Genomic DNA, 26,663 nt, shown 5'->3' with positions numbered 1-26,663 from the left:
GGCCGAGTAGCTATGTGGGGAATAGATAAGCGCTGAAAGCATCTAAGTGCGAAACTAGCCCGAAGATGAATCTTCCACACAAGGGTCGTTGTAGACTACGACGTTGATAGGCTGCAGGTGTACGTGTAGAAATACATTCAGCTGAGCAGTACTAATTACCCAACAGCTTGCACAATCTTTTCTCATTCTCTTTTGCTTCCAATATGACATGAAATTCAATGAGTGAATTTTGAATGAGTGAATAAATGAATGACTGCATCGGCAGCCACCATTCAAAACTCTATCATTCCATCATTCAAACATTGTACACTCACAAAGAGCTTGTTGGTGGCTATTGGAACGGTCTGGGGCGACACTCGCTTCAACTCTTCTCATACCACAAATCAACAGAAAATCTTGTTGGTGGCTATTGGAACGGTGTTCACCTCTTCCCATCCCGAACAGAGAAGTTAAGCCCGGAACCGCCGATGATACTTGGGTCAAACCTGGTAAAGTAGGTAGCCGCCACAATACTATTATACAAATCCCATCTTCAAAAGAGATGGGATTTTTTTGTGCTTAAAGTTAGCCAGCGAAATGATACTTAGCTTAAACTTGGTAAAATAGTAAGGGCCTAGTCCGCGACGTGCAGTCCAGACGCCACGATTCTATTACAATGCAAAAGACTATCTCGAAAGGATGGTCTTTTTTTGATTTTATTAGCTGTTCTGGAATTTGTTAGTGAAGCAACTTATAATCAGCACCTATTGCTGTTTTTCTTTATCAAGTAAAATCCTCCACCCTTCTGGTAGAATTTCAATAAGATCAATATTGCAAAGCTTCGCAATACGATCATAAAATTCTATTGGAATTTTATGTTTTCCGCTGAGCCAATTGTGAACGGTGGTTTGGCTTACTTCCAGCATGAAAGCTATTTCTGGTTGGGAGATTTCCCTTTTTTTGTAATAGGTTTGTAATGCTTCCTCGGCTGTCATTCTACAACAATTTTGATTACTGAATATCATTTCTACAAATCGCTTTGTAATAAATTCCTATTTCAAAATTGAAGCTTTTAATATCGTTGTGTCGTAAAGATAGTGATAAGAATTAATAATAAGATCTATTACTTCTATCATAAAAGCATAGTTATATATCTTTGTGAGTACAAAAATTTAGATTGTATAATATTTTTTATGATTGATAGAATTAAATATAAAGTCTTATAACCAGAGGTGAAAAATATATTATTGATATCGAAATTTGTGTGATTAGCTCTTATTTTTATTAATTCTATTATTAATAACATACAGATAATGACTTAAACCAGCGAATATGATGGCGATAACAAGTATAACAATCCAAAACTTGCCATCTTTCCGGAGATAACTGGATAATAAATTATCACCGATACAGAGTGATGGATTGATAAGAATGACTAATAAGAAAAGCCTTTCAAAAAGAGCAAGCAATAATTTCATTATCCTGTGATCGATTAAACTATTAATTTTGTATTTCGTTGTCTTCAATGGATTTTTCAATTCTTCTCATTCTAAATCGAAGTTGAGTAATCCAAATACCAAGGAGACTAAAACCTAAAAAGGCAGGCCTTATTATCATTGTTATACTTTTATCCTGATCATATTGGTTAAATCCTGGATTTCCTCCGTTTCCAGGATGGAGAGAATCAGTTAGACGAGGGAGAATTAGAATAAGAGGTATAAACATGGCAAAAGCAAATATGTTATAAACGGCTGAGATTTTCGCCCTTCTCATCTCATCTTCAAATGAACTTCTAAGTAAAAAGTACGCCAGGTAAAGAAGCATTCCAACAGCCACACCGTTCGTTTTAGGATCATTGGGCCAAAAGTCGCCCCAAGTGAAATACGCCCAAACAGACCCAGTAATACATCCCAAAATTCCAAATAAAATAGCTGTATTTGCAAATTCAATTGCTAAAAGGTCATCCTGAAGTTTGTTTTTAACTAGATATCGAGCAGAGTAAAATGCCGATACCGAGAGCATGGCTATCATGGATATCCATAATGGAGGATGAAAGAATACGTTACGGATTGATTCATTAAGAATGGGTAATCTGGGAACAGGATTTGTCAATCCCGAAATGAAAACATAGGTCAAAATAATTATGGTTAACGATTTCCACCAGTAATTTTTTATAATGTCCATAAAGTATATAGAGGTTTTGTCTTCTTGTAAAGGTAATGGAGGCTATCAAACATAATTATTACTTAGATAATAATTATAACATAATCCTTAAGATTATTATCTAAGCAATAGATCACAATATAATTATTTAGCAGTTTTGTGGTGCAATCCGAAACAATATCTGGCCAGAAAGGTGGGAAGGTTGATTTGATAAATGTAACTTTTAGTTTACGATGAAAGCGTTACCAAAGAAAATTAAATTAGACAATTTAGAAAACTCGGTTAATCCCGAATTCTCGGAAGGATCTTCAAGTATTTTATTAGCTGTAGTTATCTTACTTCTTCTTTAATCTTGGATTTAAGTCTTGCTTTCGGGCAAGACTTAAAAAAACATTTCTTATGTATGGAGTCGTTTTTTTCATCACTTAGCCGGGAACGTATAAGGAACATTGAAAGCTTGAACCATTTTTGTTCGAAAGTTGTCAACAACGCACCGAATAGGAGTGTATCAAATTTAAAAAAGGATTTAGAAGATTTATGTAAAAGTTCATTTTTGGCACAACTCATTAATTTTGAACTTACTGAGCTCGCTCAAAATTCGGTATATGTTCCGGTGCCCGCATCATTTTCCTTTTTTACCATTTTTGATTGCGAATACTGCTCTCTATTCATTTTATCTCGCAAGGGGAGCGATTTTAATAACTCATTACACTGTAGCCCACATGCCGGGGATAGGATTCTGGTTTCTTTAAATACGGAAGGGATTATTTACAATTTGTACAATCAGAATAATCCATATCCAATTGATATAATTGATAGGAATAAAAAATTAACACTGATTGGAGAAAATTTAAACCTTGACTTCGGAGAAGCCATTCTTCTTAGAAAAGATCAGGACGTTTTCGAATATAGTAAGCGGAATCATCAGGTTAATGTCTTGGCTTTGTATTCTAAAGATGAAGGTCCGTTTGTGTGGGAATATGATTTAAAAAGCTTACACCCGCTACGAATTGTTGCTGGAAACTATCAAACTTCATCTAGAGTTGAGCACACTTGCACACTTTTAGGAGAGATTGGTAATGTAAAGTCCATAGAAAAATTATTCCAGCTTTTAGAGCATTCCGATTTTAACGTCAGATGGGAGGCTGCGAAATCAATAATGTGGATAGATTCTGATAAAGGAATTGAAGCACTTAACTTTTTAAAGAATGATTCACACCCAGAAATATTTAAAGCCGTAGAGAAAGCTTTTAAACAGATAGAAAATCAATCCGTTATTTAAAATTTTAACAATGGCATATTCATTTGATCTTAATACGTCCAACTCAATTTCTTTTGATGATTTTACAGATTTTGTAGCCAAAACAATCATTCCTGATAAAACCGGATCACTGCTAGAATGTGTTGAAAAATTTCAAATGCTATCTAACAATGAAGAATTCCTTTTAAACCTACTACATGAGCAGTTGGAAGATATTTATGCATTTCAAAAACATAGCTTCCATTCTGCTCATACCTTGATGCTGTATAAGGGAAAGAATTTTTATATAAGAGCGAATGGATGGCCACCAGCCTCAAATAGTGATGGCGCAAAGGATTGGCAGGACGAAATGTATCATTACTTAATGGCTCATGATCACAATTTTTCATTCTTAACAGTTGGATATTTAGGTCAAGGTTACAGCACAGAAATGTGGGAATACGACAATAATAATGTTATTGGTTATGTTGGAGAAAAAGTTGAAATGGAGTTTTTAGAAAAAACTACCTTGCCAAAAGGAAAAGCAATGCTTTATAGAGCATCCAAAGATATTCATGTCCAGCTACCATCTCAGGATTATTCAATGTCTCTAAATATTATGCCTCTTACAAATGAAATTGTTCGTAGAGAACAATTTTGGTTTAACTTAAAGAATAGAACTATTTCTTCTAACAGTGGAACAGGAAGGTATTTAATTCTAGATTTAGCTAAAAATTTCGGAAACGGGAAAACGAAAGATTTAATAGAGAAAATGTCTGTTACACATGAGATTCCCTTTGTACGAATGAAATGCTTTGATGCTCTAGCTTCTTTGCTAGGAAGTAAAGAGGATGTTTGGAAAACTGCCCTCAATGATGATCATAAAATCGTTAAAGAACATGCAAGATTAATACTTGATAATGAGTTATTTATATGAAAACCAATAAGTTAAAATTGGCCATAAAAGGTGTATTTTTACTACTATTTACAATAATAACATTCTTTATAGGAAATAAATATCCTGAATTGGAAAGGCTAGCAACCATTATTATAATTGTTATTGTCCCAATTCTGAATTATTTACTATTTAAAAACATCTATGGTATTTTAATCTTACTCTTATTGTGTCTTAAATTGGGATCGTACTTTTTGCCATTAAAAGACGATTTATCACAATTCTTATTCACGAGTAAATATATTAGACTAATGGTTACACTCTACGCTATTTTCAAAGTGTTAAATCTAGTATATTTTTTTACATCTTCGCTGTATAAAGAGCTATCAATTAATAGAAATAACAAAGATTATTATTTTATTATTCAAAGTGTTTTTCAAAAAATATATCCGGACAATACTAAATATGCAAATTTAATTGCACAGGAATTTTCAGTAATTGCATACGGTATATTCTTATGGAGGAAGCCCATATATGATGATAAATTTTTCTCTTACACCAGAACTAGTAGTAGCCTGATTGTTTATTTGATGCTTTTTTTAGTTGCGATTATAGAAACACTTTGTTTACATCTGGTTTTATTCCATTTCCAATTTTATACTTTTTCCTTCATTTTACTTTTTCTTAATATTTATACTGCTTTGAGTTTGATAGCTCATTTAAAAGCAATGAAGATGCGGCCAATTATATGGAGTAATGATAAGCTACTCATAAAAAACGGTTTGTTCGCTAACGCTACCCTAGATGTGTCTAATATTGATTCCATAGAGGTTACCGATAAAATTATTGATAATGTCAGGCAGGATAAAAAAATAAAAATGGCTCTTTTAAGAAAAATAGAAATGCACAATATTAAGATTTCCTTAAAAGAAGATATCGATGTCCATTTGTTTTATGGATTAAAAAAAGTCGTAAACGAAGTATATTTTTACGTCGATGATAAAATTCTGTTTTTAGATGAAGTACAGATAAGAAAGAATGCATGGCAGAATTCTTTAATCTCCAATTAGGACCGGCCACACAATAATTGCGCATAGGAACGAGATGAAGAATACCGCTTCCATGTATAGCGTATTGGAGACAGAGGCATTACATCGTCGTATATGAAGCCACGTCTTCAAAGGTAATTGTTGCAGATTCCGGGGCATGGACTTATTACGTATTCACGACAGGATTTTTTGAAAGGTTGGATTCCTGAAAAAAATGTTAATGAGGATTCGGAAGGAATTCTTTTACTGTTTGAAACTACACCAGCCTTCTTTTCGCAGGAGGGTAATCAGGTTTCTTCAAAATCAGTTAAGGGATTTTTAGCGCCTTATTTCAGGCCATACCAGCGACACATCTGGCAATTATTTTTAGGTCTTTTTCTGGCTAGTTTACTTCAGTTGGGATTACCTTTTCTTACGCAGGAGATTGTCGATACAGGTATAAATACCAGGAATCTAAATTTTGTAACACTTGTCCTCATTGCGCAATTGGTTTTGTTTATATCACAGTCTGGCCTAAGTGTGATCCGAAACTGGATATTACTACATGTTACAAGCCGGATAAATCTAAGGATGTTGTCTGATTTCCTGATGAAATTGATGAATCTTCCAATTTCATTTTTTGAATCAAAGTCAACTGGCGATATAATGCAGAGGATTCAGGATCATAATCGGGTACAGGCATTTTTATCTGCCACTACTTTGGACGTTCTTTTTTCGACGGTTACCCTTACTATTTTTGGCGCAATACTTTATTATTTTAATCCTCAGCTTTTCCTTGTATTTATTATTGGTTCGGCATTGTACATGGCCTGGGTTCTGTTATTTATGAAGAAACGAGCCAAAATTGACTATCAGTATTTTGACCAGTCCTCAGGAAACCAGAGCAGTACGATTCAGCTAATCAATGGTATGCAAGAGATAAAACTGAATGGATCTGAAAAACGAAGACGCTGGGAGTGGGAAGCCATTCAGGCGCGTTTGTTCAAATTGAACATGGCAAGTCTGTCTTTGTCCCAATCCCAAAATGAAGGAGGAAGGTTTATCAATGAGGTTAAAAATATTCTGATCAGTTATATCGCTGCCAGATCTGTCATCAATGGAGAATTAACTTTGGGTGCAATGCTTTCCGTGCAATACATTATCGGACAGATGAATGTGCCTGTTAACAACTTCATCGCTTTTATTCGTAGTTATCAGGATGCGAAATTAAGTCTGGAACGTTTGGCAGAAATTCATAATAGAACAAATGAAGAAAATGTTGATGAATTGCTGATAAATGAATTACCCGATGATAAAACAATCAAAATATCCGGGTTGAATTTTCGTTACGGAAGCAGCACATCTCCATTGGTACTTAATAATATCAACTTTCAAATTCCCCAGGGAAAGGTTACCGCTATTGTAGGTGCCAGCGGAAGTGGTAAAACTACCTTGCTAAAATTACTTTTAAAATATCACGATCTCACAGACGGTAAAATAGAAATAGGAAACGGAAATCTCAAAAATTTGAGTTATAATTTCTGGCGCAAGCAGTGTGGCGTTGTGATGCAGGAAGGATATATATTCGCTGATTCAGTGGCCCGTAATATCAGCGAATCAGATGAAAATGGAGGGGTAAACCGTAAAAAACTTGCTCATTCTGTTCATGTTGCCAACATTGGAGATTTTGTAGAGGAACTTCCAAACGGATATAATACAAGAATAGGATCCAGTGGAATGGGTATCAGCGGTGGACAGAAACAGCGTATTCTTATTGCAAGAGCAGTTTATAAAAATCCGGAATATATCTTTTTTGACGAAGCTACCAGTGCATTGGATGCTAATAACGAAGCCGTAATTATGCGTAATCTTGAAGCATTTTTTAAAGGAAAAACGGTGGTTGTTGTTGCGCATCGACTAAGCACTGTTAAAAATGCAGATCAGATCATTGTATTAGATAAAGGAAGTATTATTGAAAAAGGTACGCATGTCGCACTGGTTCAAAGCAAAGGATATTATTATTCTTTGGTGAAAAATCAATTAGAATTAGGTAGCTAATGGAAGAGATTCAGGATGATATAGACCTTAGGAGCGAAGCTGTCCGGGATTTTATGGATCAGCCTCCCAAATGGCTTATCCGATGGGGGACATTGTCATTATGTTTTGTTTTAATGGTGGCTTTTGCCGTTAGCTGGCTAATTCATTACCCCACGATTGTTCGTGCTGATTTTCGACTTATTTCGAATAATCTGCCAAAGCCGGTAGTTCTCAAAATAGATGGGCGCATAGAAGCATTATTTGTCAAGGAAAATCAAAGGGTGAAAGCTGGGGAGATACTGGCTTATGTGGAAAGTACTTCCAGACATCAGGAAATACTTGATCTGGAAAAGGAATTAAATCAAATAAGGAATGTTGTAGAACGGAATAATTTTTCACAACTCGGCGGTATCAAACTAACCAGCTTTGAGCATTTAGGAGAAGTCCAAACTCCATATCAGAATTTTCAACAAGTGTATGTCCAGGTTAGAATGTTATATGCAGACCGGTTTTATGACAGAAAGAAAAAGTTGTTGATGAGCGATATCAAAAGGGCTGAATTAATGGATCAACAACTTAATGAACAACGAAGTATCTATATACGCGATTCAGAGCTGGCCGACCAGGAATACAAAATCAGTAAAAAACTTTATGCAGGGAAAGTCATACCAGATATTGAAATTTACAGAGAGGAAAGCAAAGCCTTAGCCAAATTGCTCCCTGCTAAAAATATAGAAACGTTGCGCATTACGAACGACAATCAGAAGAATACCAAAATAAACGATTTGTTGGAACTGGATCGCACTGTTGAAGAACAAACTGAAAATTTCGGACAGGCACTCAATACACTTAGAAGTGCTATTGAATCGTGGAAGTCCCGCTATTTACTTATTGCACCGCAGGCGGGAAATGTATTTTTTTCTACGACATTACAGGAGAAACAATCTTTTAAAGCAGGAGTAGAAGTTATGTACATTGGTAGCGGAACGAGTCATTACCTGGGAGAAATTCGTATTCCGCAAATTAATTCGGGCAGAGTAAATATTGGTCAACGCGTACTAGTAAAATTTCAAGGTTATCCATTTGAAGAGTATGGAGCCGTAGAGGGAAATGTGACTTCCATTGCCAAGGTTCCGTCTGAGGATAACACCTATTTTCTGGCGACAGTATCTTTGCCTGATGGACTTAAGACAAATTTTAACAAATCACTGGTTTACAAAACCGGAATGGCGGCAGCGGCGGAAATAGTAACCGAGGATTTGAGACTTATTGAAAGGTTATTTTATCAAATCAGACGAATGTTGTTAACACGTTGAACTCTTAATTTTATGAGAATAGTTTTTATTTTCTTTCTAATACTGTCGTCAATAAGTCTGTTTGGACAGAATTATATTATTTCAAAAGGAGAATATATGGATACTACGCTTGTAACCAGTCCCAATTGCAGTCCTCCATATACTATTTATTACTATGATGTTAAAGCGAAATATCCCGTCGGCTCTTTGTCAATTTTAAATGATACGAAGGAATACCTAAAAAAAACTAATAACACATATGACGGAACCGGTTATATCACATTTCGATTTTTTATAAATTGTGAAGGGGTTATAAGTCGTGCGAAGGTTATGCAGACTGATGAAAATTATAAAGCCACACACTTTGAAAAGAAGTTTGTGAATGACCTTTACGGTTTTTTATTGACAATGGGTAAGTGGAAGAAAAAGCCGGAGATTCAGGATATTAAAAATGCAAATTACCTTTCAGTTATTTCATTCAAAATTAAAAATGGTGAAGTCATTGCTATTATTCCTTAGTTTAATACTGACTTTTGAAGCTGTTTCTCAGCCGGTAATGGATTGTAATTCCAAAACAGTTCGGGATAGTTTGGTCGATATTTTTGAGAAAAAAGCTTCTAAATATGGATTTAATCATCCGCATTGGGAAGCGACCTGGGATAGTTTGTTAACAATTTGTCCCAATATTGCGGAAGCATATCATGAAAAAGCGATGCCCTATATCAGGAACGGGGATTATGCAAAGGCATTTGAATTTGAAGAAAAAGCGGTTGACTTGGATCCAAAAAGATGGATTGCTTATTATGCCTTCATGAATTGCATTTTTAGCAAAAACTATGAAAAAGCTTTAATTGAATTCGATCGTGCAGAAAAGCTGGTACCTAATGCAAGTGTGATGGATCATACCTATTCATTTTATCGTGGAATTTCTTATCTGGAATTACAGGAATTTGATAGAGCGGAAGTTGAATTTTTAAAAGATATCCGTCAGCAAAGAAGGGGTAATGAGACTAATGACATCCACTTTAATTCTTTACTCTATCTTGGAATTGTATATAGTGAAATGAAGGAGTTTGATAAGGCGGAAAAGTATTTCAGAGATTGTCTTCAACAATATGAACAATTGCCAGAGGCGAATTATTATCTGGCACTTACGCTGAAAATCGTTGGAAACCGTGATTCTGACTTATATTTTGATAAGGCAAAACAATACTTTTCAGAAGGATATAAAATTAATGAACCAACGGAAATGTTTGTTAATTATCCGCGACAGATTTCTGCACAAGAATTCGCGGTTAAGAATTAAGATAAATCTCAGCCCACCTCAAATCTTCCGGCGTTGTAATCTTAATATTCTCATAAGATCCTTCTGTCAAATAAATCGGGTAACCTTCAAATTCCAGGACACTGGCGCAATCTGTAAATAGCGATTGGTAAGGATTATTAAATGCTTTTTTCATCCAGTCAATTCGAAAAGTCTGTGGGGTTTGAATTAATCTGAAAGCTGAACGGTCCGCAGCCGTATTTTTTTCGGAATTCTCAACAATCCGGATGGAATCTTTTAACGCCACACTTACCACGGCAGTACCAAACTGAGCGGCTTTTTGAAAGCTTTCCAGAATAATTTCTCTACTAATTACCGGACGCACACCATCATGGACTGCAACAAAAGCTTCGTCATTATCAGTAATACTATCCAGACCATTTTTAACCGAATGAAATCTTGTTTCCCCGCCTGGTATAAGTGAATAGGATTCAGAAAATGAAAACTCATTACAAAGTTGATTCCAATACGTAAACTGCGCTTCCGGTAGAACCAGGATTATCTTTAAAGCTTCGGAGTAATTTCTAAATGCTTTAAGCGTATGCATAAGAACGGGTAATCCGTTGACAGGAATAAACTGTTTTGGTATATCACTTTTCATCCGGCTTCCTGAGCCACCTGCTACAATGATGACGTATTCCTGCATAACATAAGTCTTTTGCGTATTCAAAAAAATGTCATTTATCAACACAAAGCTGAGCTCAGATGTTAATAAATGACAAAATTATTTTTATCGATGCTAAGATCAGATGATCAGCATCGCGTCTCCGTAAGTGAAGAATTTATATTTTTCTTTGATTGCCATTTCGTAGGCTTTCATTACCAAATCAAAACCTCCAAAAGCGCAAGCTGACATCAAAAGGATTGATTCAGGAAGCTGGAAGTTTGACAACATGGCGTTGGCAATCTTGAAATCGTAAGGAGGAAAAACGAATTTATCCGTCCATCCTTCTACTGCTTTCAAATGTCCGCTTGCAGAAACAGACGATTCAATTGCTTTCAAAGATGTGGTCCCAATCGCACAAACACGTTTTTTTGTATCCAAAGCAGCATTTACTATGTCTGCACTTGATTGTGGAATACGGTAGTTTTCAGAATCCGTTTTATGTTTTGTCAAATCCTCAACATCAACAGTACGGAATGTACCCAGGCCAACGTGCAAAGTTACAGGAGCAAAGTTAATGCCTTTAATTTCAAGGCGTTTCATCATGGCTTTTGTAAAATGCAAACCAGCTGTTGGAGCAGCTACTGCACCGATATGCTCAGCAAAAATAGTTTGAAAACGTTCACGGTCAGCACTTTCTACTTTACGACGGGAAATGATTTCCGGAGGAAGTGGAGTTTCGCCCAGCTGATCTACCAGTTTCATGAACTCGTCGTTGTCTCCGTCATATAAAAAACGGATAGTACGCCCACGTGATGTAGTATTATCAATAACTTCGGCAACAAGATCGCTGTCGCCAAAATATAATTTATTGCCAACCCGGATTTTACGTGCAGGATCAACCAAAACGTCCCAAAGACGCATTTCACGGTTTAATTCGCGCAACAAAAATACTTCAATTTTAGCTCCTGTTTTTTCCTTTTGACCGTATAAACGGGCCGGGAAAACTTTGGTATCATTAATAGCCATTACGTCTCCTTCATTAAAATAATTAATGAGATCAGGAAACATTTTGTGTTCTATTTCTCCTGTGGCACGGTTTACTACCATAAGGCGGGATTCGCCGCGGTCGGAAGGATGAAGTGCAATCAGGCTTTGAGGGAGATCAAATTTAAATTCGGATAGCTTCATAGCTTGTTAAATCGGTGAAAGTCGATAAGTCGTGGGACAAAAGGGGCGGTCGAAATTTTTATTTTTTTAATATATGACAACTACTGAGTTAACAATTACACTGTATTTATCTGGTCAATAATCATTTATCATATAAAGAATAAATTTTTCAGTTGATACTTAAATATTTTGGTAAAGTATTGCCGAAAATTCTTAATTTTTTATATACTCAAAAATTAAGAGCGCAAAAGTAATGATTTTTTTGTATGAATCCCAATAAAATTCTATTTTTTATAATCAGCTGAGTCGCTGGGTTTTCCATTTTGATTTTGACACCGGTTTAGGATCTTCCTGAACGGATTGTTTTGGTTTTGCATTTTTAATAAAATAGGCACTTAGCAATGCCGCCAATTGTTTGGTATCCCGAGTTTGAGGTATACTCAATAGTTCCGGAGTGAAATGCAGATTCACAAAATTGGTATCGAAACTGCCCGACCGGAAAATATCGTGGTTCATAACAAAACGACAAAATGATAATGTTGTCTGGACGCCGGAAATATGATATTCGTCAATAGCGCGGATCATTTTTTCAAGCGCTTCTTCACGGTTTTGTCCGTAGGTTATCAATTTTGACAACATCGGATCATAATAAATCGGAATTTCCATACCCTGTTCAAAACCATCATCTACGCGTACACCGTTTCCTTGCGGACGGACATAGGTTGTTAATGTACCTACATCAGGCAGGAAACTATTCGCCGGATCTTCTGCATAAACCCTTACTTCAATAGAATGACCTTTTATTTGTAAATCTTCCTGTTTGATCGTCAGCGCTTTTCCTTCTGCGATATAGATCATCTGTTTTACCAGATCCACACCGGTTATGAGTTCAGTTACCGGATGCTCAACCTGAAGTCTGGTATTCATTTCCAGAAAATAAAAGTTTTTATTTTCATCCATAATAAATTCCACGGTGCCTGCTCCATAGTATCCGCAGGATCTGGCTACATCAACTGCACAACGGCCCATTTCTTCACGTATGGCAGGTGTTATGGAAATTGATGGCGCTTCTTCAATTACTTTCTGATGCCGGCGCTGTATGGAACATTCCCGTTCAAACAAATGAATAATATTTCCGTGCTGGTCCCCAAGTACCTGAATTTCGATATGCTTGGGGGAAGTGATATATTTTTCGATGAACACAGCGCCGTCACCAAAGGAAGAAATTGCTTCACTTACAGCGCGGTCCATTTGCTCGTCAAATTCTGTTTCATTTTCAACCACCCGCATACCTTTTCCGCCACCACCGGCACTTGCCTTGATTAATACAGGATATCCAATTTCGGCAGAAACGCGTTTTGCTTCATCACGGTCGTCTATGGCGGATGCCGTTCCCGGGACCATCGGAATATTATAGCTCCCAGCCGCTTCTTTGGCAGCTAGTTTGCTACCCATAACTTCAATGGATTCGGGAGAAGGGCCTATAAAGATTAATCCTGCTTCACGGACTTTTCTCGCAAAACCGGCATTTTCTGACAAAAATCCATACCCGGGATGAATGGCGTCAACATTTAATTGGTGGCAAACTTCCAGAATTTTATCAATATTTAAATATGATTCAGAAGAAGGCGGAGGGCCTATGCAAACCGCCTCATCTGCATAGCGGACATGTGGTGCATTTCTGTCTGCTTCGCTAAAAACGGCAACGGTTGCGATATTCATTTCCCGCGCTGTACGTAGTATTCTCAGGGCAATTTCTCCCCTGTTGGCGACCAGTATTTTTTTGATTTCAGGCATGTAAACAGATCACAATGAGGACACAAGATATGTCAAATAAATTCAAAATTTAAAAGTACTATTTTTATATTTTGGGTAACTTACAATTCCTTGAATATTAGGTTTGTACTTAATGTATTGTTATTTTTTTTATTTTTGCATTAATCTAACATAAATTACAAGGTTGTTACCCACATAAATTAGAAGAGAGTGGACATTTTTGAGAAACTGCACAATAATTCAGGCCCGATCGGAACGCCGGCTAAAATGCTGAATAGCCATCATTATTTTTCATTTCCCATGCTGGAAGGTGATCTGGGGCCGAAGATGCGGTTTATGGGACGTGAGGTATTGAACTGGAGCCTAAATAACTATTTGGGCCTGGCAAATCATCCGGAAGTACGTAAAGTTGACGCAGAAGCGGCGGCAAAGTGGGGATTGGCTTATCCGATGGGTGCGCGTATGATGTCAGGAAATTCGACATTGCATGAAGTATTTGAAAAAGAACTAGCCGAGTTTGTAGGTAAAAAAGATGCTTTTTTATTGAACTACGGATATCAGGGCGTTATGTCGGCGATTGAATGTATCTGCGATCACCGCGATGTAATCGTTTATGATGCCGAATCACATGCCTGTCTGATTGACGGTATCCGTTTGCACAAAGCCAAAATGGGTCAGTATTACAAGTTTAACCATAATGATATGGCTAGTCTTGAAAAAAACCTGGTCCGTGCTACAAAAGCTGCCAATGAAAAAGGTGGCGGTGTTTTGGTGATTACCGAGGGTGTTTTCGGTATGTCAGGCAAAGTGGGTGATTTGAAGGCAATCGTTGAATTAAAGAAAAAATACGAATTTCGTTTGCTTGTTGATGACGCGCACGGATTTGGTACGATGGGTGAAACGGGTGCCGGTGTCGGTGAAATGATGGGGGTGCAGAAAGATGTAGACCTTTACTTTTCTACGTTTGCCAAGTCTATGGCTGCTATTGGCGCCTTTATTGCATCGGATGATCCCGAGATCATTATGTATCTGAAATACAATATGCGTTCTCAGACATATGCAAAAGCATTGCCAATGCCTTATGTGGAAGGATGCCGCAAGCGTCTTGAAATGATCAAGACGATGCCTGAGCTTCGTTCCAAATTGTGGGAAAATGTGGAAGCTATGCAAAACGGTCTGAGAAGCCGCGGATTTAATATTGGAGAAACAGCGTCACCGGTTACGCCGATTTTCCTACACAGTGAAGGCGGAGTTCCGGAGGTAACACGTATGGTTCGTGATCTTCGTGAGAATATGGGCGTGTTTTGCTCAATCGTGGTTTATCCGGTTGTTCCAAAAGGACAAATCATGCTTCGTATCATTCCAACTGCTGCACATACGTTGGAAGATGTAGAATATACGCTTGACGCATTTACAACTTTGGCAGACAAATTAAAAAACAGAGTTTATCAGATTGAAGACGTTCAGGAGGTTGCTGAATAGTTAAAATCGTGTCTCATTGTAGTAAAAGGACGTTTTTTTATTAAAACGTCCTTTTATTTTTCTTATGTAACCGAAAAAAGTTATTAATCGTAATTGACTGTATATCAATAAGTTAAATTGATTTTAAAAGTTAAATTGCATTATAGTATTGTTTTTTTTTGTTTTTTGGGTTGCGGTAATGCTTTTAATTACTAAATTTCGGGCAAAACATGCGTTTTTAGCGTGTTAGAGGCATTTTAAACTAAAAACAAATAAAAACATGGCAAGATTTGATGAAGTTAAAGATTTAATTCTGTCGCTTGAAGGCGATTTTGATAAGTTTTACAATAAAGCAAACCAGGCAGCTGGTACTCGCGTACGTAAAGGTATGCAAGAGCTAAAAACTTTGGCTCAGGAAATTCGTTCAGAAGTACAGAATAAAAAGAACGAAGAAGGAGAATAAGATTTTAATATAAAATGATCAAAAGAGCCGGGTTTGAAAAAGCCCGGCTCTTTTGTATTAAAATTTTTCCTGGTTGATCATCGTGGCAATTCCTCTGGTCACCACTTTTTTAGTATTGACGTCAACAATCTCGGTCGATATTTCAGCGATGTGTTTAACCGGATCAATAGTTTTTATAGTGAACACTGCTTTATAATCAGTTTCTACGAACATCGGTCTTAGATATTCCACGGTCTGTTTCAAATAGATCGATCCGAATCCAGGAAATTCAGTTCCCAAAACTTTCGTAAAAACAGTGGTGCCCAGCATTCCATGAATGATTGGCCGTTTAAAGCTGGTTGTTGCTGCATAATCTGCATCCAGGTGCAGCGGATTGTTATCGCCGGTCAGTTCTGCAAATTGTATTACCTGCTCCTGTGTGAAGCGGAAAGCATGGTCAAAGGCGGAACCAACAACAGGTTCTATATTCATAATTTGAAGTTTAAGATTAAATTTTTTCGCAAAAATCGGTTAATTCACGGATTACAACAAATCCGGTCACTATAATCTGGCCGGACCTTTACAAAATAAAGAAAGCTACCCTTTTGGAGCAGCTTTCTTTACAAACATATATAATTTTTTAATCTTCGATATCTTCCGTTATAACAGCAACTTCGTCTGTCTGTAAAACTCCATCAACCGGTTTTGGAGCCCTTGCCTTGTTCCGCTTGTCTTTAAACTTCTTAACCTGCATTTTCAATGTATCAATTGCTAAATCAGTAGCCTCTTCAAATGTTGTCCCTTGCTCTCTTACGAACATTGTTCCGCCGGGTACATAAATTTTAACTTCAAGAAGTTTGGTATGTAATTTGGCGTTATCACTTTTATCCAATCTTAAAAACACTTCACCACTCGTAATCTTATCGTAAAACGTGTCGAGTTTATCCATTTTTTGTTGAATGAATGTCAACAGTTTAGGGTCAGCGTCGAAGTGAATTGCTTGCATCTGCAGTCTCATAAGCACTTTAAGTTTTATGGTAAAACATTACTTCCAACCGGTCTTCAAATCACATTATTTATAAAAAACAGTCCGTATGCTATGTAAAATAAATCCGAACCGTTCTTTATTCACCATGATTCTGAAGACGAACGGTATATTAAATAAAGAGAAAGATTACCGTAATGTCAAGCGAATGTAAAGGTTTTGTTTAAAAACTTTTTTGCACAATACAATTCAGTCTGATGATCAGGCTTCCTCCAGAAGTGTCCGAAAAGAGACATACTGGCCATTAAACTTTTGATGGTGTTTATCTTGTAATTCGGCCTGGAAATTGGTTTGGTAGGCAAGGAAATCCTCCATAGTACGGAAAATAAACTGATTTGTATAAGTTGCTCCTTCATTATCAATTTCAGTAAGCAAACGTAGCAATTTCGTTTCAATGGGCAATCCGCTGGCCATTATTTCAGGAATGTGAACTTCCTTCATAAATTTAAGCCATTCTTTTTCAGCGGCATGGCTGACATTTACAGTGATGTTAAAAAGGATCATTTTTTTATTTTATTTCAATTTGGAAACTTGTACAAATATTATGCTTTAAAAATTTTTAGCCTAATCCCGGAACTTACCAATTCGGTTACACCTTTTTGTTGTGATATGCTGAATTGACAACTACCTTTGCACACTTACGATTTCACCATAACTTGTTAATAACATATGAACGCTCTTATACGTGCCCATTCGGGCTTACGTTATGTTGTGCTTGGCTTGTTAATTGCCGCAGTTGCCATTGCATATTCGAACTGGCAAAATAATAAACAAGGTGACAGCAAAATTTATTTGTTCGCTTTGATCGCCACGCATACCCAGCTTTTGATTGGACTGGTGCTTTATACTATGAGCCCGCTGGTAAATTTCGGAGAGATCAGTAATAAAGTAATTCGTTTCTATTCTATTGAACACGTTTTCATGATGGTAATCGCGATTATTTTAATCACAGTAGGACGCGTTCGCTCAAAAAAATTGGTTGGCGCAGATAAACACCGTACCGTTTTGTATTTCTACGGAATGGCATTGATCATCATTCTGGCGGCTATTCCATGGCCTTTCAGGAACTTAGGCGCAGGATGGTTCTAAGTAGCTATCGGCTTTCGGCGGTCGGCAATCAGCTGGCCGCCACTAACTATTTGATATGATAACTAAAGTCGAAAGCTGATTGCTGACGGCTGATAGCTCACCCAAACAAATCACTTGACAGATATCTGTCGCCTCTGTCGCAGATTATAAATACGATAGTGCCTGAATCCAGTTTTTTGGCAAGTTCCACAGCAGCCCAGGCGGCGCCGCCGCTACTCATTCCGGCAAATACTGCTTCTTCATTTGCCAGACGGCGTGTCATCAATACCGCATCTTCCTGAGTCACTTCAATAACCTGATCGACACGATCTTTTTCGAAAATTTTTGGAAGATATTCAACCGGCCATTTTCTGATTCCCGGAATGCTGGATCCGTCCGTTGGCTGGCAGCCTACAATTTGTATATTTTCATTTTGTTCTTTCAAATACCGGGAAACGCCCATAATGGTACCCGTTGTGCCCATGGAAGAAACAAAATGTGTTATTTGCTGATCAGTATCGCGAAATATTTCTGGTCCGGTTGTTTTATAATGCGCTTTCCAGTTATCAGGATTGGCAAATTGATTGAGCATCAGATATTCCCCGGTTTCAGCTTTTTCTTCTGCATAATCACGCGAAATTTCCATGGTATCCAGAAGCGTTACTTTTGCACCAAAAGCTTCCATCGTCAAAACCCGTTCACGCGTAGAATTCTGGGGCATGACCAATTCAATTTCAATATCAAATAGTCTGGCAATCATGGCAAGCGCAATGCCTGTATTTCCACTTGTGGCTTCAATCAGTTTGGTGCCTGGCTTTATTTCTCCCCGGTCCATTGCACCTTTAATCATGCTGTAAGCTGCACGATCTTTTACGCTTCCGCCAGGATTATTTCCTTCGAGCTTGCCGTAAAGTTTTACTTTCGGATTTGGATTGATACGGTTTAATTCAACTAATGGGGTATTTCCTACTAAATCAAGAAGTGTAGACATGGGAAAATTAAAAAAATGTGATGTTAAAGTGCATTGTCATTTTTGTTATGAACAACATCGCACATCACCAATCCGGTTCATTACTGACCGGTAATTAGAAACGAAGGAAAAGTAATTAGTATCAACAACCATATTTGTCTGATAGACTTAATTGATTGCAAATATAATATTTTATTGGTACTTCGAATCGGTAAAGAATGTCAAAGTTCCTGCCAGAAATGTAGTGATGGAGGATGAATGAGTCCCCCCAGGAATGGTAATCAACACGACGTCAGCAGCTCCACGTTTTTTCATAGCCGCTTCTGCGTTGACTGAATTAAAATAAAATACTAAGGGATCCGCATCGCCGTGGAATAAGCGGGTAGGCGTATTGGGTTTCCAGTCGTAAACATCATTGTCTCCGATCGCAGTAATAAAACCTGTATCAGTGCCTGTATTTACGGCTGTTTTGAAGGAGTCATTCAGTATTGTATTGAAACTGACATTGATTGGATTGGCAATACCAAGTTGCTCAATCTGGGCTGCGTACGGATCTTTAAAGTAATATGTTTTTGGTTTGTTCAGTTTATAAATCCTGTCGTAAGTAAGCATTACCCACAAATACAGAGAATTATAAGAAGCAACCGTATTTACAGAACTGTTAATTACATATTTCATAAAAGCGGTTTTGTCATAAGCACCTGCACCGCAGCTCGATGCTTTCAGATTAAATTCGGACGAAGCTTCTTCCTCGATTTTTTTCTGTAAACACATGGTTGCATAACCGCCCTCAGAATATCCTGCAACGTATAATTTTTCATTCCATTTTACGTCAGTCTGTTGTTTCAGTAATTCTTTTGCGGCGCGTAACATATCCAAGGTTGAAGAGGCAAGGCTAGCGCGATGCTCGTAAGGATGGGGGAGATCTTTCGTAGCTCCATATCCGATATAATCCGGATAAGAAATGATATAACCCATAGAGCCAAATACGGATCCAAATGTTGCAGCTTCTGATCCACTCTGGAAATTTGAAGGTGCTTCATCATCCGTCGTAATAGTACCATGTTGAACGCTGATCATTGAAATGGACTGATCGGTAACTGGTAATAACATTGCCCCGGAAGCAGTTATAGCTGTGCCGTCGGTATTGGTTGTTTTATAAGTTACTTTGTAAACTTTTACATTGTATTTTGCATAACCTGCCAAAAGGGGATAGATTTTGGCAATATCATCCTTGGTAAGATCCTTAATAAAAGTACTTGATACCAGGTATTTGTTTTCGACTGGCGTTACGTCCTTATTATCATCGTTACTACAAGCAGTAAAAAATAATAAAGCCCAAATAAGAAATAACCAGTTTTTATGGAAATAGATTGTAGAAGTGTTTTTTTGCATATCGTTGAAAGAAATAAGTCAGTGTTACGTCAGAGATAACGAACACTGACTTATTTTTGATAAATATAATCTGATTTTCTTGTAATTATATTTTCGTCATATACCAGCTTATCATACGGGCAGAGGCATCGGGGCGTTCAACCATACCCATATGTCCGGCTTCTGCGAGGATAAACGGATAACTCTGTTTCGGATATTCCGACAAACTGATGCAGCTTTCGAAGGGGATCAATTTGTCCTGCATACCAATAATAAACAGAACAGGAAACGGCATCGTAGCCAAAACTGCTGTTCTGTCCTTACGGTCACGCATTGCATTAATTCCTGAAATCAGCGCTTCGGCTGGTATTTTTCCAAAACGGGCAATGTGTTCTTTAATCTTTTCAGGATAAAGTTCTTTAAAACGATCTCCGTATAAATTACCAGCGGTGTTTTTCACAAACATTTCTGTTCCGTAATTCCGCAATAACTCGATTGTTTGGTTTCTCTGGTGTTTTTTTGATTCGTCATCCGCGTAGGCAGTGGAATGAAATAATCCAAAACCTTCCAGCATTTCCGGGTATTTTTCGGCAAAGGCAAGTGCAATATAACCGCCCATGGAATGACCAATTAGCGTGCATTTTTCTATGACTGCATTGGTCAGAAAGCGGTGTAATTCGTCAGCGTATTCTTCGACGGTTTTGCAAAAAGTAAAGAGGGAGATATTCGGCCTTACAACGGTGTAGTATTCGTTTATAGAGGCATCAACACTATCCCAAATGGAATCGTCTACCCCGTGACCATGCAATAATACCAGTGTTTTTCTGTGTAGATTCATAGTTACTTATATTCAACGTTGGAGTTATTCTTTTGTTAAATATACGCAAAGCGTTCTCTAAATTCAGGTTTTGGTGTGAATTGATTGTTAAATGTGGAAAGAACTGGGGTTTATTTAACTATTAAATGAAAGGGGCGAAGTTGGTTTTGAATAGCCTCATTTTCAACAATACTCCTGAATATACAATTTATCAAATTACATTTTATGAAGATTGACAACGTCCAAATCTTTTAAATTGGCAAAATCTTTCTCATTATTTGTAATTAAAGTATAGCCATGCACCAAGGCAGTCGCAGCAATAATTGTATCAGAAAGCTTGATTTTTTGTGTTTTTCGTAATGATACGCAAATATCAATAATGACTTTATCTATTTGAACAACGGTTGGCCAATGCAATGAATTCTTCCGTAGCTTTTGTTGCATTTTTGTACCCCAAAAATTCTATGTATGTAATAAATGAAATTGTAAAGTCTTGGTTAATTACATCAGCCAAAAATCGTAACCCGCTTTCAGGCAATTTTTGCATCTGGGCATCAATAAGTGTGTTAGTGTCTATCAGAAATTTCTTTCCCATTCGTTACGACTTTGCGTTACATAATCCTGCATTTTTTCGCCGTCTTCGATACTCAAAGTGCCGAAGAAGTCAGACGGCTTTTTTTTAGGTAGAACAGAAGCGGTGGTTTGTTTTACTTCATCATCAATATAAAAAAACACATGCACTTCCTTTCCAACATAAGCGTCAGGAAGCGACACCGACATATCAAATTTTGTTTTATCTGGCGTTATTACGGTTTGTATCATTGGAATTCTATCTAACAAATAAACAATTCCTAAAAATGACTCTTTTTGTCAATGTATAAAAAAACTATGCAATATCAAGATAATCAAGGAAACAATCTTGGTATTAAGAACTCATTTGTTCAACTTCGCAATCTCTTCGTCACGTAAAACGCGCCTTAAAATTTTACCAACATTTGTCTTGGGTAATTCCGTTCTAAATTCAATTTTTTTCGGGCATTTATAAGCCGTCAGGTTTTCTTTACAAAATGCTCTTATCTTTTCTTCTGTAAGTTCAGGATCTTTTTTAACGATAAACAGTTTCACAAGCTCCCCCGATTTTTCATCAGGAATTCCTACACAGGCCACTTCCAAAACTCCCGGACATTGTGAAACTACATCTTCCACTTCATTAGGATAAACGTTAAATCCTGAAACCAGGATCATATCTTTTTTTCGGTCAACAATTTTAAAATATCCATCGGCATCTTCATAGCCCAAATCACCGGTTTTGAACCATCGTTTTCCGTCTTTTTCAAAAATTACCAAAGCAGTTTCGTCAGGGCGATTGAAATATCCAAGCATTACTTGTGGACCAAAAGCGCAGATTTCTCCTACTTCTCCTGTATCAGCCCATTCACCGCTTTCTCGTAAAATAGCCATAGCCGTACTTGGCCAGGGAATTCCAATCGTACCGATTCTGTTTTCACCAATTAATAAATTCGATGACAAAACGGGAGATGTTTCCGAAAGTCCATACCCTTCACAAGCCGGACAACCTGTGGCTGCCAGCCATCTTTCAGCAACGACTTTTTGCAAAGCCATCCCCCCAGCGGTTGTTGCCTTTAACTGACTAAAATCAATTTCTCCGAAACGAGGATTATTCAGAAGTCCGTTAAACATGGTATTAACTCCCGTAAATACATTAATTCTGTATTTTTTCAGGTCGTCAATAAAGGCGTTCATATCCCGGGGATTGGTAATCAATATATTCAGTGCACCAATTTTGATTCCTGTCAGCGCATTTACGGTCAGTGCATAAACGTGGTAAAGTGGAAGCGCCGCGACGAAAATCGGAATTTCCATTTCGCCCATTACCGGTGTTATCCAGGCACTATTTGCTTCAACATTAGCAATTAAATTACGATGCGTCAGCATGGCACCTTTTGAAACGCCTGTTGTTCCGCCTGTATATTGAATAAAAGCTACATCGATATTTGAAACCGACGGTTTGGTATAAGTAAGTCCGGAACCTAGTGAAAGTGCTTCATTGAAAGAAACTGCACCGGCAATGTGATATGCCGGAACCATCTTTTTGACATATTTCACGACTGCATTCACTATCAGTTTTTTAGGGAAACCCAGCATATCACCTATTTCAGTGATGATTATATGTTTGATTTCCGTATTAGCAACAATTTTTTCAAGATGGGCAGCAAAGTTGGCAAGAATGACAATGGCTTTAACACCGGAATCTTTAAACTGATGCTGCATTTCACGAGGTGTGTAAAGCGGATTGGTATTTACAATTACCAAACCTGCTCTTAAAGCACCAAACATCGCCACAGGATATTGCAGCAGATTGGGCATTTGTATTGCAATTCTGTCACCTTTTCTCAATCCCAGATTTTCCAGGTATGCTGCAAAATTTCTTGAAAGTTCATCCAGTTTGCCAAAAGTCAGCTCTTTGCCCATATTGGCAAAAGCGGATCTGTCCTTATACAGCCGGAAACCGGTATCCATTAATTCGATTAAAGAAGAATAGGCATCAGGATTTATTTCGTAAGGAACGCCTTCGGTATAATATTTCAGCCAGGGATAGGTTTCTTTTGACACGGCAATCATAAGTTCAAATCAAATATGAATGAAAATTCTTTCAGGAATTAAGTTAATCAATTGAGACAAATAATTATTGAAGTAGTCCAATTTAATTTGTCGCATTGTTATAACTTCATTTACAGGATGAAATACTACTCTGAAAATTATTTAATTATCTTTTGGAAAGTTCCCAGCGCCAAAGCAGACCTTCGTCCGGGTCGTTAACGTTGTCGTCTGTTCTTTGGAAACCCAGTTTTTCAAGAATATTTACAGAGGCATTTTCTTCGGCCAACGTATGTGCCAAAATTTTAAGTACACCGTTTTGTTTAAAAGCGTGGTCTACAAGTGCTTGTGCAGTTTCATATCCCAGTCCCATGGACCTGTGAGTTGTCGCAATCTCATAACCGATCTCTACCACTCCGTTTGAATCCGGTTCGCCTTTGTAGCCGCATGACCCGATCAGAATATTTCCGGGTTTGTAAACAATAAGATAAACCCACCATTCGCGTAGCGGAGGGTGGGCTTTCCAACGATGATAAGAAGGTGTAAAAGTATCACGGAATTCGGTCCACTTTTTTGGGACGTTAACACCCATTACGCGGGCAAGGACATTGTTGCCCATACGGATCGCGTCAAAAAGGGTATCATCACAAGCAACAATATCTAAACGGGGGCTTTGAAGCATCTTTTAGTTAAATAGTCAATCAAAAGCCCAATTTACGAAAATCACTGTGAATTGTTTTCATCAAACCGATCGGTGATCGCTTTGCGGATAGCCTGATGAGGGCGCATACCTGAATTATTGGAACGCGTCACAGAACGATCAGAGGCATTTGAACGAGCACGTAAGGCCAGATTTGAAACGGTCATATGCCCCGTTCTCCAATGTTCATATTCTTCCTCGCTCATGATATCGCGGGTAACCTGTCCGTGTGCATAACCGTCTCCAAACGATTGAATGCGACTATCTGTTAATGCAAGCTTACGTTCTTCTTCGAGATGTTCAATTTCTGTACGAATTGAAGCCTCTTCTTGTTTCAGTTCTTCCCAGGTTGGAAGCACGGCAATGTCATTTTCCAGAATACTTTTCTGAGCAAGTTGTTCTGAAATTGTGGCTTGTAATTCGTCCAGTTGTTTTTCAATCTTTTTTTTACGTCTCCTCAATTTCCATAACTTTGGATCAATTTGAAGCCATCGCATCCAGAATCCCTGTAAAACAGGTAAGGCCATTCCCAATGAAACTGCACCTGCAATGGCAAACAAAACGCCACTTAACACAAAGGACATTAATGCCCAGGGACTATTAACGAGATCAAGATTTAACTGATCAGAGTTTTTAAGGGCCTGCTCAATTTTATTCGTTAATTCGGGGCTGTTGATTGGCGCGCCGGTCAATGGATCAACAGCATTTAACTGCAAACCCTTAACCGATTTATTAATTGCTTCTTTTAATTTATCGGTACGGTAAGCTTCATAACGGAACCATCCCAAAACAATCAAAGTCACGATTGCGAAAATGGATAAGATCAGTTTAAAGCGGGCGTAATTGGATTTTGCTTTTGGAGAATCATCTTTCTGATAGGGTTCTTCTACCAAACGGTCGTATGCAGGTTTTAGCAAAACAGATAACATCGCAAGACCAATCGCAAAAGCCCAGGCCTCATTCGGGTTACGAATGTTCAATGCATACGCTACAATTTCATGCGAAATAATAAGGTCACCGGCGATGAAAGAAATACCGGCAGCCAGAAATATCAATCCTGCAATAAGAGAATAATACGGAGCAGAACTTACCCGTTTCTCTTGAAGTTTTTCAGATTGTGTATCAATATTGGAAACGGAAGAGTCCAGATCCTTCATTTTTTTTGCAGTCTGGTTAACACCCATGAGCTGCTCCTGAAGTTTGTCAAAAGATTGCTTATGGGTTTGAACCGTTTCCTGTCTTTTATTTTTAATGGAATCCAGTTCTGATCTTTTTTGATTCAGGCGATCCAGAACCCAGTCGTGGCTGACATTGCTCGACAAGTAGGCTTCATAAACCTGGCGGTCCAATCCTTCAAGGCCACTGCTGTAACCATGCTGATAGTCGCTGTTTTGATTAGGCTGTTGCTCGTCCATAACTTTGAATATTTAGTAAGAATTAGAGATTGGCGCAAAAAAATCATTCCGCGCTTTTTCTGATGTCTTGTAATTGCTTGTTTGTCAATTGATTCTTCATGCGGCGTGCCAAAGAAAATTCACTTTCGAAAAGTTTGATCAGCATATCTCTTTTTGCATAAATCCGGTCCCGTTCTGTTTCCGACTGACCTTGTTCACGTAAAATCTGCCATTTTTTTACACGCAATTCGTCCACTTCATGTTGTAACGATTGGATTTCACTTTCCCAGTTTTGAGTATTATTTACAGTTTCCTGATGGTCACGTCGGATACCGGACAAAGCGTGCAAATCATTTCTCAAAATGGTTACGTTACTTAGAAAAAGTTTTCCGGCAAAAAGGAACAGGAAGAAGACAAAAACGAATAAGGCAATACTCTGCCAGATTCCCTGATATGGCAAAACATTGGCAAACACAAACAATGCGGCTGCAAATGGTAACCCTATTTCTTCCAGTAGTGAACGCCACGAAACTTTCGAATCCGTATCATGAAACATGGAAATTCTTCCAAAAAGACTAAACATCCCGGCCAGAAATACGCCAAGCGCAATCCATGAACTTTCTGCAAAAGCAGGTTTCAGAGATTCCTTGATCAGGAAAAAATTCCCGATACACATAGCGACAGAAAGTGATAGTCCGATTAAGGTTCTTGGCAAATGATGCTCGCCATCGGATTTTGTCACAACCAGGTTTTTTAACTTGTTTTCAAGTTCTTCAATGCGGTTGGTCTTTTGTCCGATAAACAGATTTTGCTCCTGAATACGCTCGTTATGCTGCTCAATGCTGCTTAAATGCGACGCGGCAAGATGGGAAAAGTACTTATGGATAATGTCCGTTTTCTCTGTTGGGTCAGATTCTGACAAACCGAACAAAACGCCTTCATCGCGTAAAGTATCTTCGTCTTCCAGCCAATAAGGAATGACGACTTCCGTTCTGACAGGTGTTACCGGAGTTTGTTCAGGTTGAGGATTATTAATATTTGCTGTCACCTTACTGACAGAAGGATTCAATGAATTTTGAGGCATGGTGTCTTTGAAGCTCACAGGAGTTTCGGTAGGTGATTCGGGTTCTTCATCATAAAAATATTCTTCGTCATCCTTCGAAGAACGGAACCAGTTTGTGATACGTTCAGTGAATTTGGCCATAGTTTGTCATGGTTTAGCCCGCAAGTATCCATCAAAACTGAGAAATTGACAATATTAT

At 37.9% G+C, this 26,663-nt stretch carries 28 protein-coding genes, 2 rRNA genes and 1 pseudogene; 13 read left to right on the top strand and 18 right to left on the bottom strand.

Annotated features, from left to right (window positions below; all coding sequences use genetic code 11):
• Positions 1–176, top strand: a 23S ribosomal RNA gene (locus FDK13_RS07105); the annotation flags it as partial.
• Between the two features lie 222 nt (positions 177–398).
• Positions 399–510 (top strand): 5S ribosomal RNA (gene rrf / locus FDK13_RS07100).
• A 233-nt stretch (positions 511–743) separates the two neighbouring features.
• Here the strand turns inward: rrf and FDK13_RS07095 are convergent.
• From FDK13_RS07095 to ccsA, 3 genes and pseudogenes are all read right to left on the bottom strand, one after another.
• Entirely contained in the window at positions 744–974 is a 231-nt protein-coding gene (locus FDK13_RS07095; RefSeq protein ID WP_170982734.1) for a helix-turn-helix domain-containing protein, read from the bottom strand.
• Positions 975–1,247: 273 nt separating this feature from the next.
• A complete protein-coding gene (locus FDK13_RS36910; RefSeq protein ID WP_220417326.1) occupies positions 1,248–1,457 on the bottom strand; it encodes a CcmD family protein in 210 nt (69 codons plus the stop codon).
• Positions 1,458–1,479: 22 nt separating this feature from the next.
• Positions 1,480–2,175: pseudogene (gene ccsA / locus FDK13_RS07090) on the bottom strand (cytochrome c biogenesis protein CcsA); the annotation flags it as partial.
• 319 nt (positions 2,176–2,494) lie between these two features.
• Between ccsA and FDK13_RS07085 the strand changes: the two are divergent.
• From FDK13_RS07085 to FDK13_RS07055, 8 genes are all read left to right on the top strand, one after another.
• Positions 2,495–3,424: a HEAT repeat domain-containing protein gene (locus FDK13_RS07085; protein ID WP_137339267.1), complete on the top strand. Its 930-nt coding sequence runs from the start codon at positions 2,495–2,497 to the stop codon at positions 3,422–3,424.
• Between the two features lie 10 nt (positions 3,425–3,434).
• A complete protein-coding gene (locus tag FDK13_RS07080; RefSeq protein ID WP_137339266.1) occupies positions 3,435–4,319 on the top strand; it encodes a hypothetical protein in 885 nt (294 codons plus the stop codon).
• Between the two features lie 269 nt (positions 4,320–4,588).
• Entirely contained in the window at positions 4,589–5,347 is a 759-nt protein-coding gene (locus FDK13_RS07075) for a hypothetical protein (RefSeq protein WP_137339265.1), read from the top strand.
• A gap of 41 nt (positions 5,348–5,388) precedes the next feature.
• Positions 5,389–5,535 carry a cysteine peptidase family C39 domain-containing protein gene (locus tag FDK13_RS36495; RefSeq protein ID WP_220417333.1) on the top strand — a complete coding sequence of 49 codons (147 nt, stop codon included), beginning with the start codon at positions 5,389–5,391 and terminating at the stop codon, positions 5,533–5,535.
• On the top strand, positions 5,465–7,363 hold the full coding sequence (locus tag FDK13_RS07070) for a peptidase domain-containing ABC transporter (RefSeq protein ID WP_220417325.1): 1,899 nt from the start codon (positions 5,465–5,467) through the stop codon (positions 7,361–7,363). The genes FDK13_RS36495 and FDK13_RS07070 overlap by 71 nt, the downstream gene beginning before the upstream one ends.
• Positions 7,363–8,658: an HlyD family secretion protein gene (locus FDK13_RS07065; protein WP_137339264.1), complete on the top strand. Its 1,296-nt coding sequence runs from the start codon at positions 7,363–7,365 to the stop codon at positions 8,656–8,658. The genes FDK13_RS07070 and FDK13_RS07065 overlap by 1 nt, the downstream gene beginning before the upstream one ends.
• A 12-nt stretch (positions 8,659–8,670) precedes the next feature.
• The gene (locus FDK13_RS07060) at positions 8,671–9,156 is read left to right on the top strand and encodes a hypothetical protein (RefSeq protein ID WP_137339263.1); all 486 of its coding nucleotides are present in this window, start codon (positions 8,671–8,673) and stop codon (positions 9,154–9,156) included.
• Positions 9,128–9,943 carry a tetratricopeptide repeat protein gene (locus FDK13_RS07055; protein WP_170982733.1) on the top strand — a complete coding sequence of 272 codons (816 nt, stop codon included), beginning with the start codon at positions 9,128–9,130 and terminating at the stop codon, positions 9,941–9,943. Before FDK13_RS07060 ends, FDK13_RS07055 begins: the two co-directional genes overlap by 29 nt.
• Here the strand turns inward: FDK13_RS07055 and FDK13_RS07050 are convergent.
• The 3 genes from FDK13_RS07050 to accC all read right to left on the bottom strand — a co-directional run bounded on the left by FDK13_RS07050 (position 9,933) and on the right by accC (position 13,532).
• Positions 9,933–10,607: a 2-C-methyl-D-erythritol 4-phosphate cytidylyltransferase gene (locus FDK13_RS07050; RefSeq protein ID WP_137339310.1), complete on the bottom strand. Its 675-nt coding sequence runs from the start codon at positions 10,605–10,607 to the stop codon at positions 9,933–9,935. The two genes, FDK13_RS07055 and FDK13_RS07050, sit on opposite strands and share 11 nt — an antisense overlap.
• Positions 10,608–10,706: 99 nt before the next feature.
• Entirely contained in the window at positions 10,707–11,756 is a 1,050-nt protein-coding gene (queA, locus tag FDK13_RS07045) for a tRNA preQ1(34) S-adenosylmethionine ribosyltransferase-isomerase QueA (RefSeq protein WP_137339261.1), read from the bottom strand.
• A gap of 276 nt (positions 11,757–12,032) precedes the next feature.
• The gene (gene accC, locus FDK13_RS07040; protein WP_137339260.1) at positions 12,033–13,532 is read right to left on the bottom strand and encodes an acetyl-CoA carboxylase biotin carboxylase subunit; all 1,500 of its coding nucleotides are present in this window, start codon (positions 13,530–13,532) and stop codon (positions 12,033–12,035) included.
• A gap of 189 nt (positions 13,533–13,721) precedes the next feature.
• Between accC and FDK13_RS07035 the strand changes: the two genes are divergently transcribed.
• Together FDK13_RS07035 and FDK13_RS07030 are read left to right on the top strand one after the other, a co-directional pair.
• Positions 13,722–14,993 carry an aminotransferase class I/II-fold pyridoxal phosphate-dependent enzyme gene (locus FDK13_RS07035; protein ID WP_137339259.1) on the top strand — a complete coding sequence of 424 codons (1,272 nt, stop codon included), beginning with the start codon at positions 13,722–13,724 and terminating at the stop codon, positions 14,991–14,993.
• Positions 14,994–15,252: 259 nt separating this feature from the next.
• Complete coding sequence (locus FDK13_RS07030; RefSeq protein ID WP_137339258.1) at positions 15,253–15,435, top strand: BF3379 family histone-like protein; 183 nt, start codon at positions 15,253–15,255, stop codon at positions 15,433–15,435.
• Positions 15,436–15,492: 57 nt separating this feature from the next.
• On the opposite strand, the gene FDK13_RS07025 is transcribed toward FDK13_RS07030, so the two are convergent.
• The 3 genes from FDK13_RS07025 to FDK13_RS07015 form a co-directional block, all read right to left on the bottom strand.
• Complete coding sequence (locus FDK13_RS07025; protein WP_137339257.1) at positions 15,493–15,906, bottom strand: MaoC family dehydratase; 414 nt, start codon at positions 15,904–15,906, stop codon at positions 15,493–15,495.
• Positions 15,907–16,054: 148 nt separating this feature from the next.
• Positions 16,055–16,420 (bottom strand): HPF/RaiA family ribosome-associated protein, encoded by a 366-nt coding sequence (locus FDK13_RS07020; protein ID WP_310589948.1) that lies wholly within the window; start codon positions 16,418–16,420, stop codon positions 16,055–16,057.
• A gap of 240 nt (positions 16,421–16,660) precedes the next feature.
• Complete coding sequence (locus FDK13_RS07015) at positions 16,661–16,963, bottom strand: DUF4286 family protein (protein WP_137339255.1); 303 nt, start codon at positions 16,961–16,963, stop codon at positions 16,661–16,663.
• 165 nt (positions 16,964–17,128) lie between these two features.
• On the opposite strand from FDK13_RS07015, the gene FDK13_RS07010 reads away from it, so the two are divergent.
• Entirely contained in the window at positions 17,129–17,548 is a 420-nt protein-coding gene (locus tag FDK13_RS07010) for a cytochrome B (RefSeq protein ID WP_137339254.1), read from the top strand.
• 97 nt (positions 17,549–17,645) lie between these two features.
• Here the strand turns inward: FDK13_RS07010 and cysM are convergent, their stop codons facing one another.
• From cysM to FDK13_RS06965, 9 genes are all read right to left on the bottom strand, one after another.
• The gene (cysM, locus tag FDK13_RS07005; RefSeq protein WP_137339253.1) at positions 17,646–18,518 is read right to left on the bottom strand and encodes a cysteine synthase CysM; all 873 of its coding nucleotides are present in this window, start codon (positions 18,516–18,518) and stop codon (positions 17,646–17,648) included.
• 171 nt (positions 18,519–18,689) lie between these two features.
• Positions 18,690–19,892, bottom strand: coding sequence for an alpha/beta hydrolase family protein (locus FDK13_RS07000; RefSeq protein ID WP_137339252.1), 1,203 nt, complete (start codon positions 19,890–19,892; stop codon positions 18,690–18,692).
• 85 nt (positions 19,893–19,977) lie between these two features.
• A complete protein-coding gene (locus tag FDK13_RS06995) occupies positions 19,978–20,709 on the bottom strand; it encodes an alpha/beta fold hydrolase (RefSeq protein WP_229215931.1) in 732 nt (243 codons plus the stop codon).
• 195 nt (positions 20,710–20,904) lie between these two features.
• The gene (locus FDK13_RS06990; protein WP_220417324.1) at positions 20,905–21,132 is read right to left on the bottom strand and encodes a PIN domain-containing protein; all 228 of its coding nucleotides are present in this window, start codon (positions 21,130–21,132) and stop codon (positions 20,905–20,907) included.
• A gap of 132 nt (positions 21,133–21,264) precedes the next feature.
• A complete protein-coding gene (locus tag FDK13_RS06985; RefSeq protein ID WP_137339251.1) occupies positions 21,265–21,510 on the bottom strand; it encodes a hypothetical protein in 246 nt (81 codons plus the stop codon).
• Positions 21,511–21,621: 111 nt separating this feature from the next.
• A complete protein-coding gene (locus FDK13_RS06980) occupies positions 21,622–23,331 on the bottom strand; it encodes an AMP-binding protein (RefSeq protein ID WP_137339250.1) in 1,710 nt (569 codons plus the stop codon).
• Positions 23,332–23,476: 145 nt separating this feature from the next.
• Positions 23,477–23,989, bottom strand: coding sequence for a GNAT family N-acetyltransferase (locus FDK13_RS06975; protein WP_137339249.1), 513 nt, complete (start codon positions 23,987–23,989; stop codon positions 23,477–23,479).
• Positions 23,990–24,030: 41 nt separating this feature from the next.
• Entirely contained in the window at positions 24,031–25,422 is a 1,392-nt protein-coding gene (locus FDK13_RS06970) for a hypothetical protein (RefSeq protein ID WP_137339248.1), read from the bottom strand.
• A 43-nt stretch (positions 25,423–25,465) separates the two neighbouring features.
• Positions 25,466–26,605, bottom strand: coding sequence for a hypothetical protein (locus FDK13_RS06965; protein ID WP_137339247.1), 1,140 nt, complete (start codon positions 26,603–26,605; stop codon positions 25,466–25,468).
• Between the last annotated feature and the right edge of the window lie 58 nt (positions 26,606–26,663).

The organism is Dyadobacter frigoris (assembly GCF_005280585.1).
In the GTDB taxonomy this organism is placed as follows: domain Bacteria; phylum Bacteroidota; class Bacteroidia; order Cytophagales; family Spirosomataceae; genus Dyadobacter; species Dyadobacter frigoris.
The sequence above is the reverse complement of the archived record's forward strand: the minus strand, read 5'-3'. Positions and strand labels throughout refer to the sequence as shown.

Bases quoted from the DNA above. Each gene is read 5' to 3' on its own strand.
- FDK13_RS06965 (WP_137339247.1), bottom strand. From the start codon at position 26,605: ATGGCCAAATTCACTGAACGTATCACAAACTGGTTCCGTTCTTCGAAG.
- FDK13_RS07065 (WP_137339264.1), top strand. From the start codon at position 7,363: ATGGAAGAGATTCAGGATGATATAGACCTTAGGAGCGAAGCTGTCCGG.
- FDK13_RS07055 (WP_170982733.1), top strand. From the start codon at position 9,128: ATGGTGAAGTCATTGCTATTATTCCTTAGTTTAATACTGACTTTTGAA.
- FDK13_RS07020 (WP_310589948.1), bottom strand. From the start codon at position 16,420: ATGCAAGCAATTCACTTCGACGCTGACCCTAAACTGTTGACATTCATT.
- FDK13_RS07050 (WP_137339310.1), bottom strand. From the start codon at position 10,607: ATGCAGGAATACGTCATCATTGTAGCAGGTGGCTCAGGAAGCCGGATG.
- FDK13_RS06975 (WP_137339249.1), bottom strand. From the start codon at position 23,989: ATGCTTCAAAGCCCCCGTTTAGATATTGTTGCTTGTGATGATACCCTT.
- FDK13_RS07010 (WP_137339254.1), top strand. From the start codon at position 17,129: ATGAACGCTCTTATACGTGCCCATTCGGGCTTACGTTATGTTGTGCTT.
- FDK13_RS06995 (WP_229215931.1), bottom strand. From the start codon at position 20,709: ATGAATCTACACAGAAAAACACTGGTATTATTGCATGGTCACGGGGTA.
- FDK13_RS06985 (WP_137339251.1), bottom strand. From the start codon at position 21,510: ATGATACAAACCGTAATAACGCCAGATAAAACAAAATTTGATATGTCG.
- FDK13_RS06970 (WP_137339248.1), bottom strand. From the start codon at position 25,422: ATGGACGAGCAACAGCCTAATCAAAACAGCGACTATCAGCATGGTTAC.
- queA (WP_137339261.1), bottom strand. From the start codon at position 11,756: ATGAAGCTATCCGAATTTAAATTTGATCTCCCTCAAAGCCTGATTGCA.
- FDK13_RS07000 (WP_137339252.1), bottom strand. From the start codon at position 19,892: ATGCAAAAAAACACTTCTACAATCTATTTCCATAAAAACTGGTTATTT.
- FDK13_RS07025 (WP_137339257.1), bottom strand. From the start codon at position 15,906: ATGAATATAGAACCTGTTGTTGGTTCCGCCTTTGACCATGCTTTCCGC.
- FDK13_RS07030 (WP_137339258.1), top strand. From the start codon at position 15,253: ATGGCAAGATTTGATGAAGTTAAAGATTTAATTCTGTCGCTTGAAGGC.
- FDK13_RS06990 (WP_220417324.1), bottom strand. From the start codon at position 21,132: ATGCAACAAAAGCTACGGAAGAATTCATTGCATTGGCCAACCGTTGTT.
- FDK13_RS06980 (WP_137339250.1), bottom strand. From the start codon at position 23,331: ATGATTGCCGTGTCAAAAGAAACCTATCCCTGGCTGAAATATTATACC.
- FDK13_RS07075 (WP_137339265.1), top strand. From the start codon at position 4,589: ATGGTTACACTCTACGCTATTTTCAAAGTGTTAAATCTAGTATATTTT.
- FDK13_RS07060 (WP_137339263.1), top strand. From the start codon at position 8,671: ATGAGAATAGTTTTTATTTTCTTTCTAATACTGTCGTCAATAAGTCTG.
- FDK13_RS07095 (WP_170982734.1), bottom strand. From the start codon at position 974: ATGACAGCCGAGGAAGCATTACAAACCTATTACAAAAAAAGGGAAATC.
- FDK13_RS07015 (WP_137339255.1), bottom strand. From the start codon at position 16,963: ATGATCCTTTTTAACATCACTGTAAATGTCAGCCATGCCGCTGAAAAA.
- cysM (WP_137339253.1), bottom strand. From the start codon at position 18,518: ATGTCTACACTTCTTGATTTAGTAGGAAATACCCCATTAGTTGAATTA.
- accC (WP_137339260.1), bottom strand. From the start codon at position 13,532: ATGCCTGAAATCAAAAAAATACTGGTCGCCAACAGGGGAGAAATTGCC.
- FDK13_RS07080 (WP_137339266.1), top strand. From the start codon at position 3,435: ATGGCATATTCATTTGATCTTAATACGTCCAACTCAATTTCTTTTGAT.
- FDK13_RS36910 (WP_220417326.1), bottom strand. From the start codon at position 1,457: ATGAAATTATTGCTTGCTCTTTTTGAAAGGCTTTTCTTATTAGTCATT.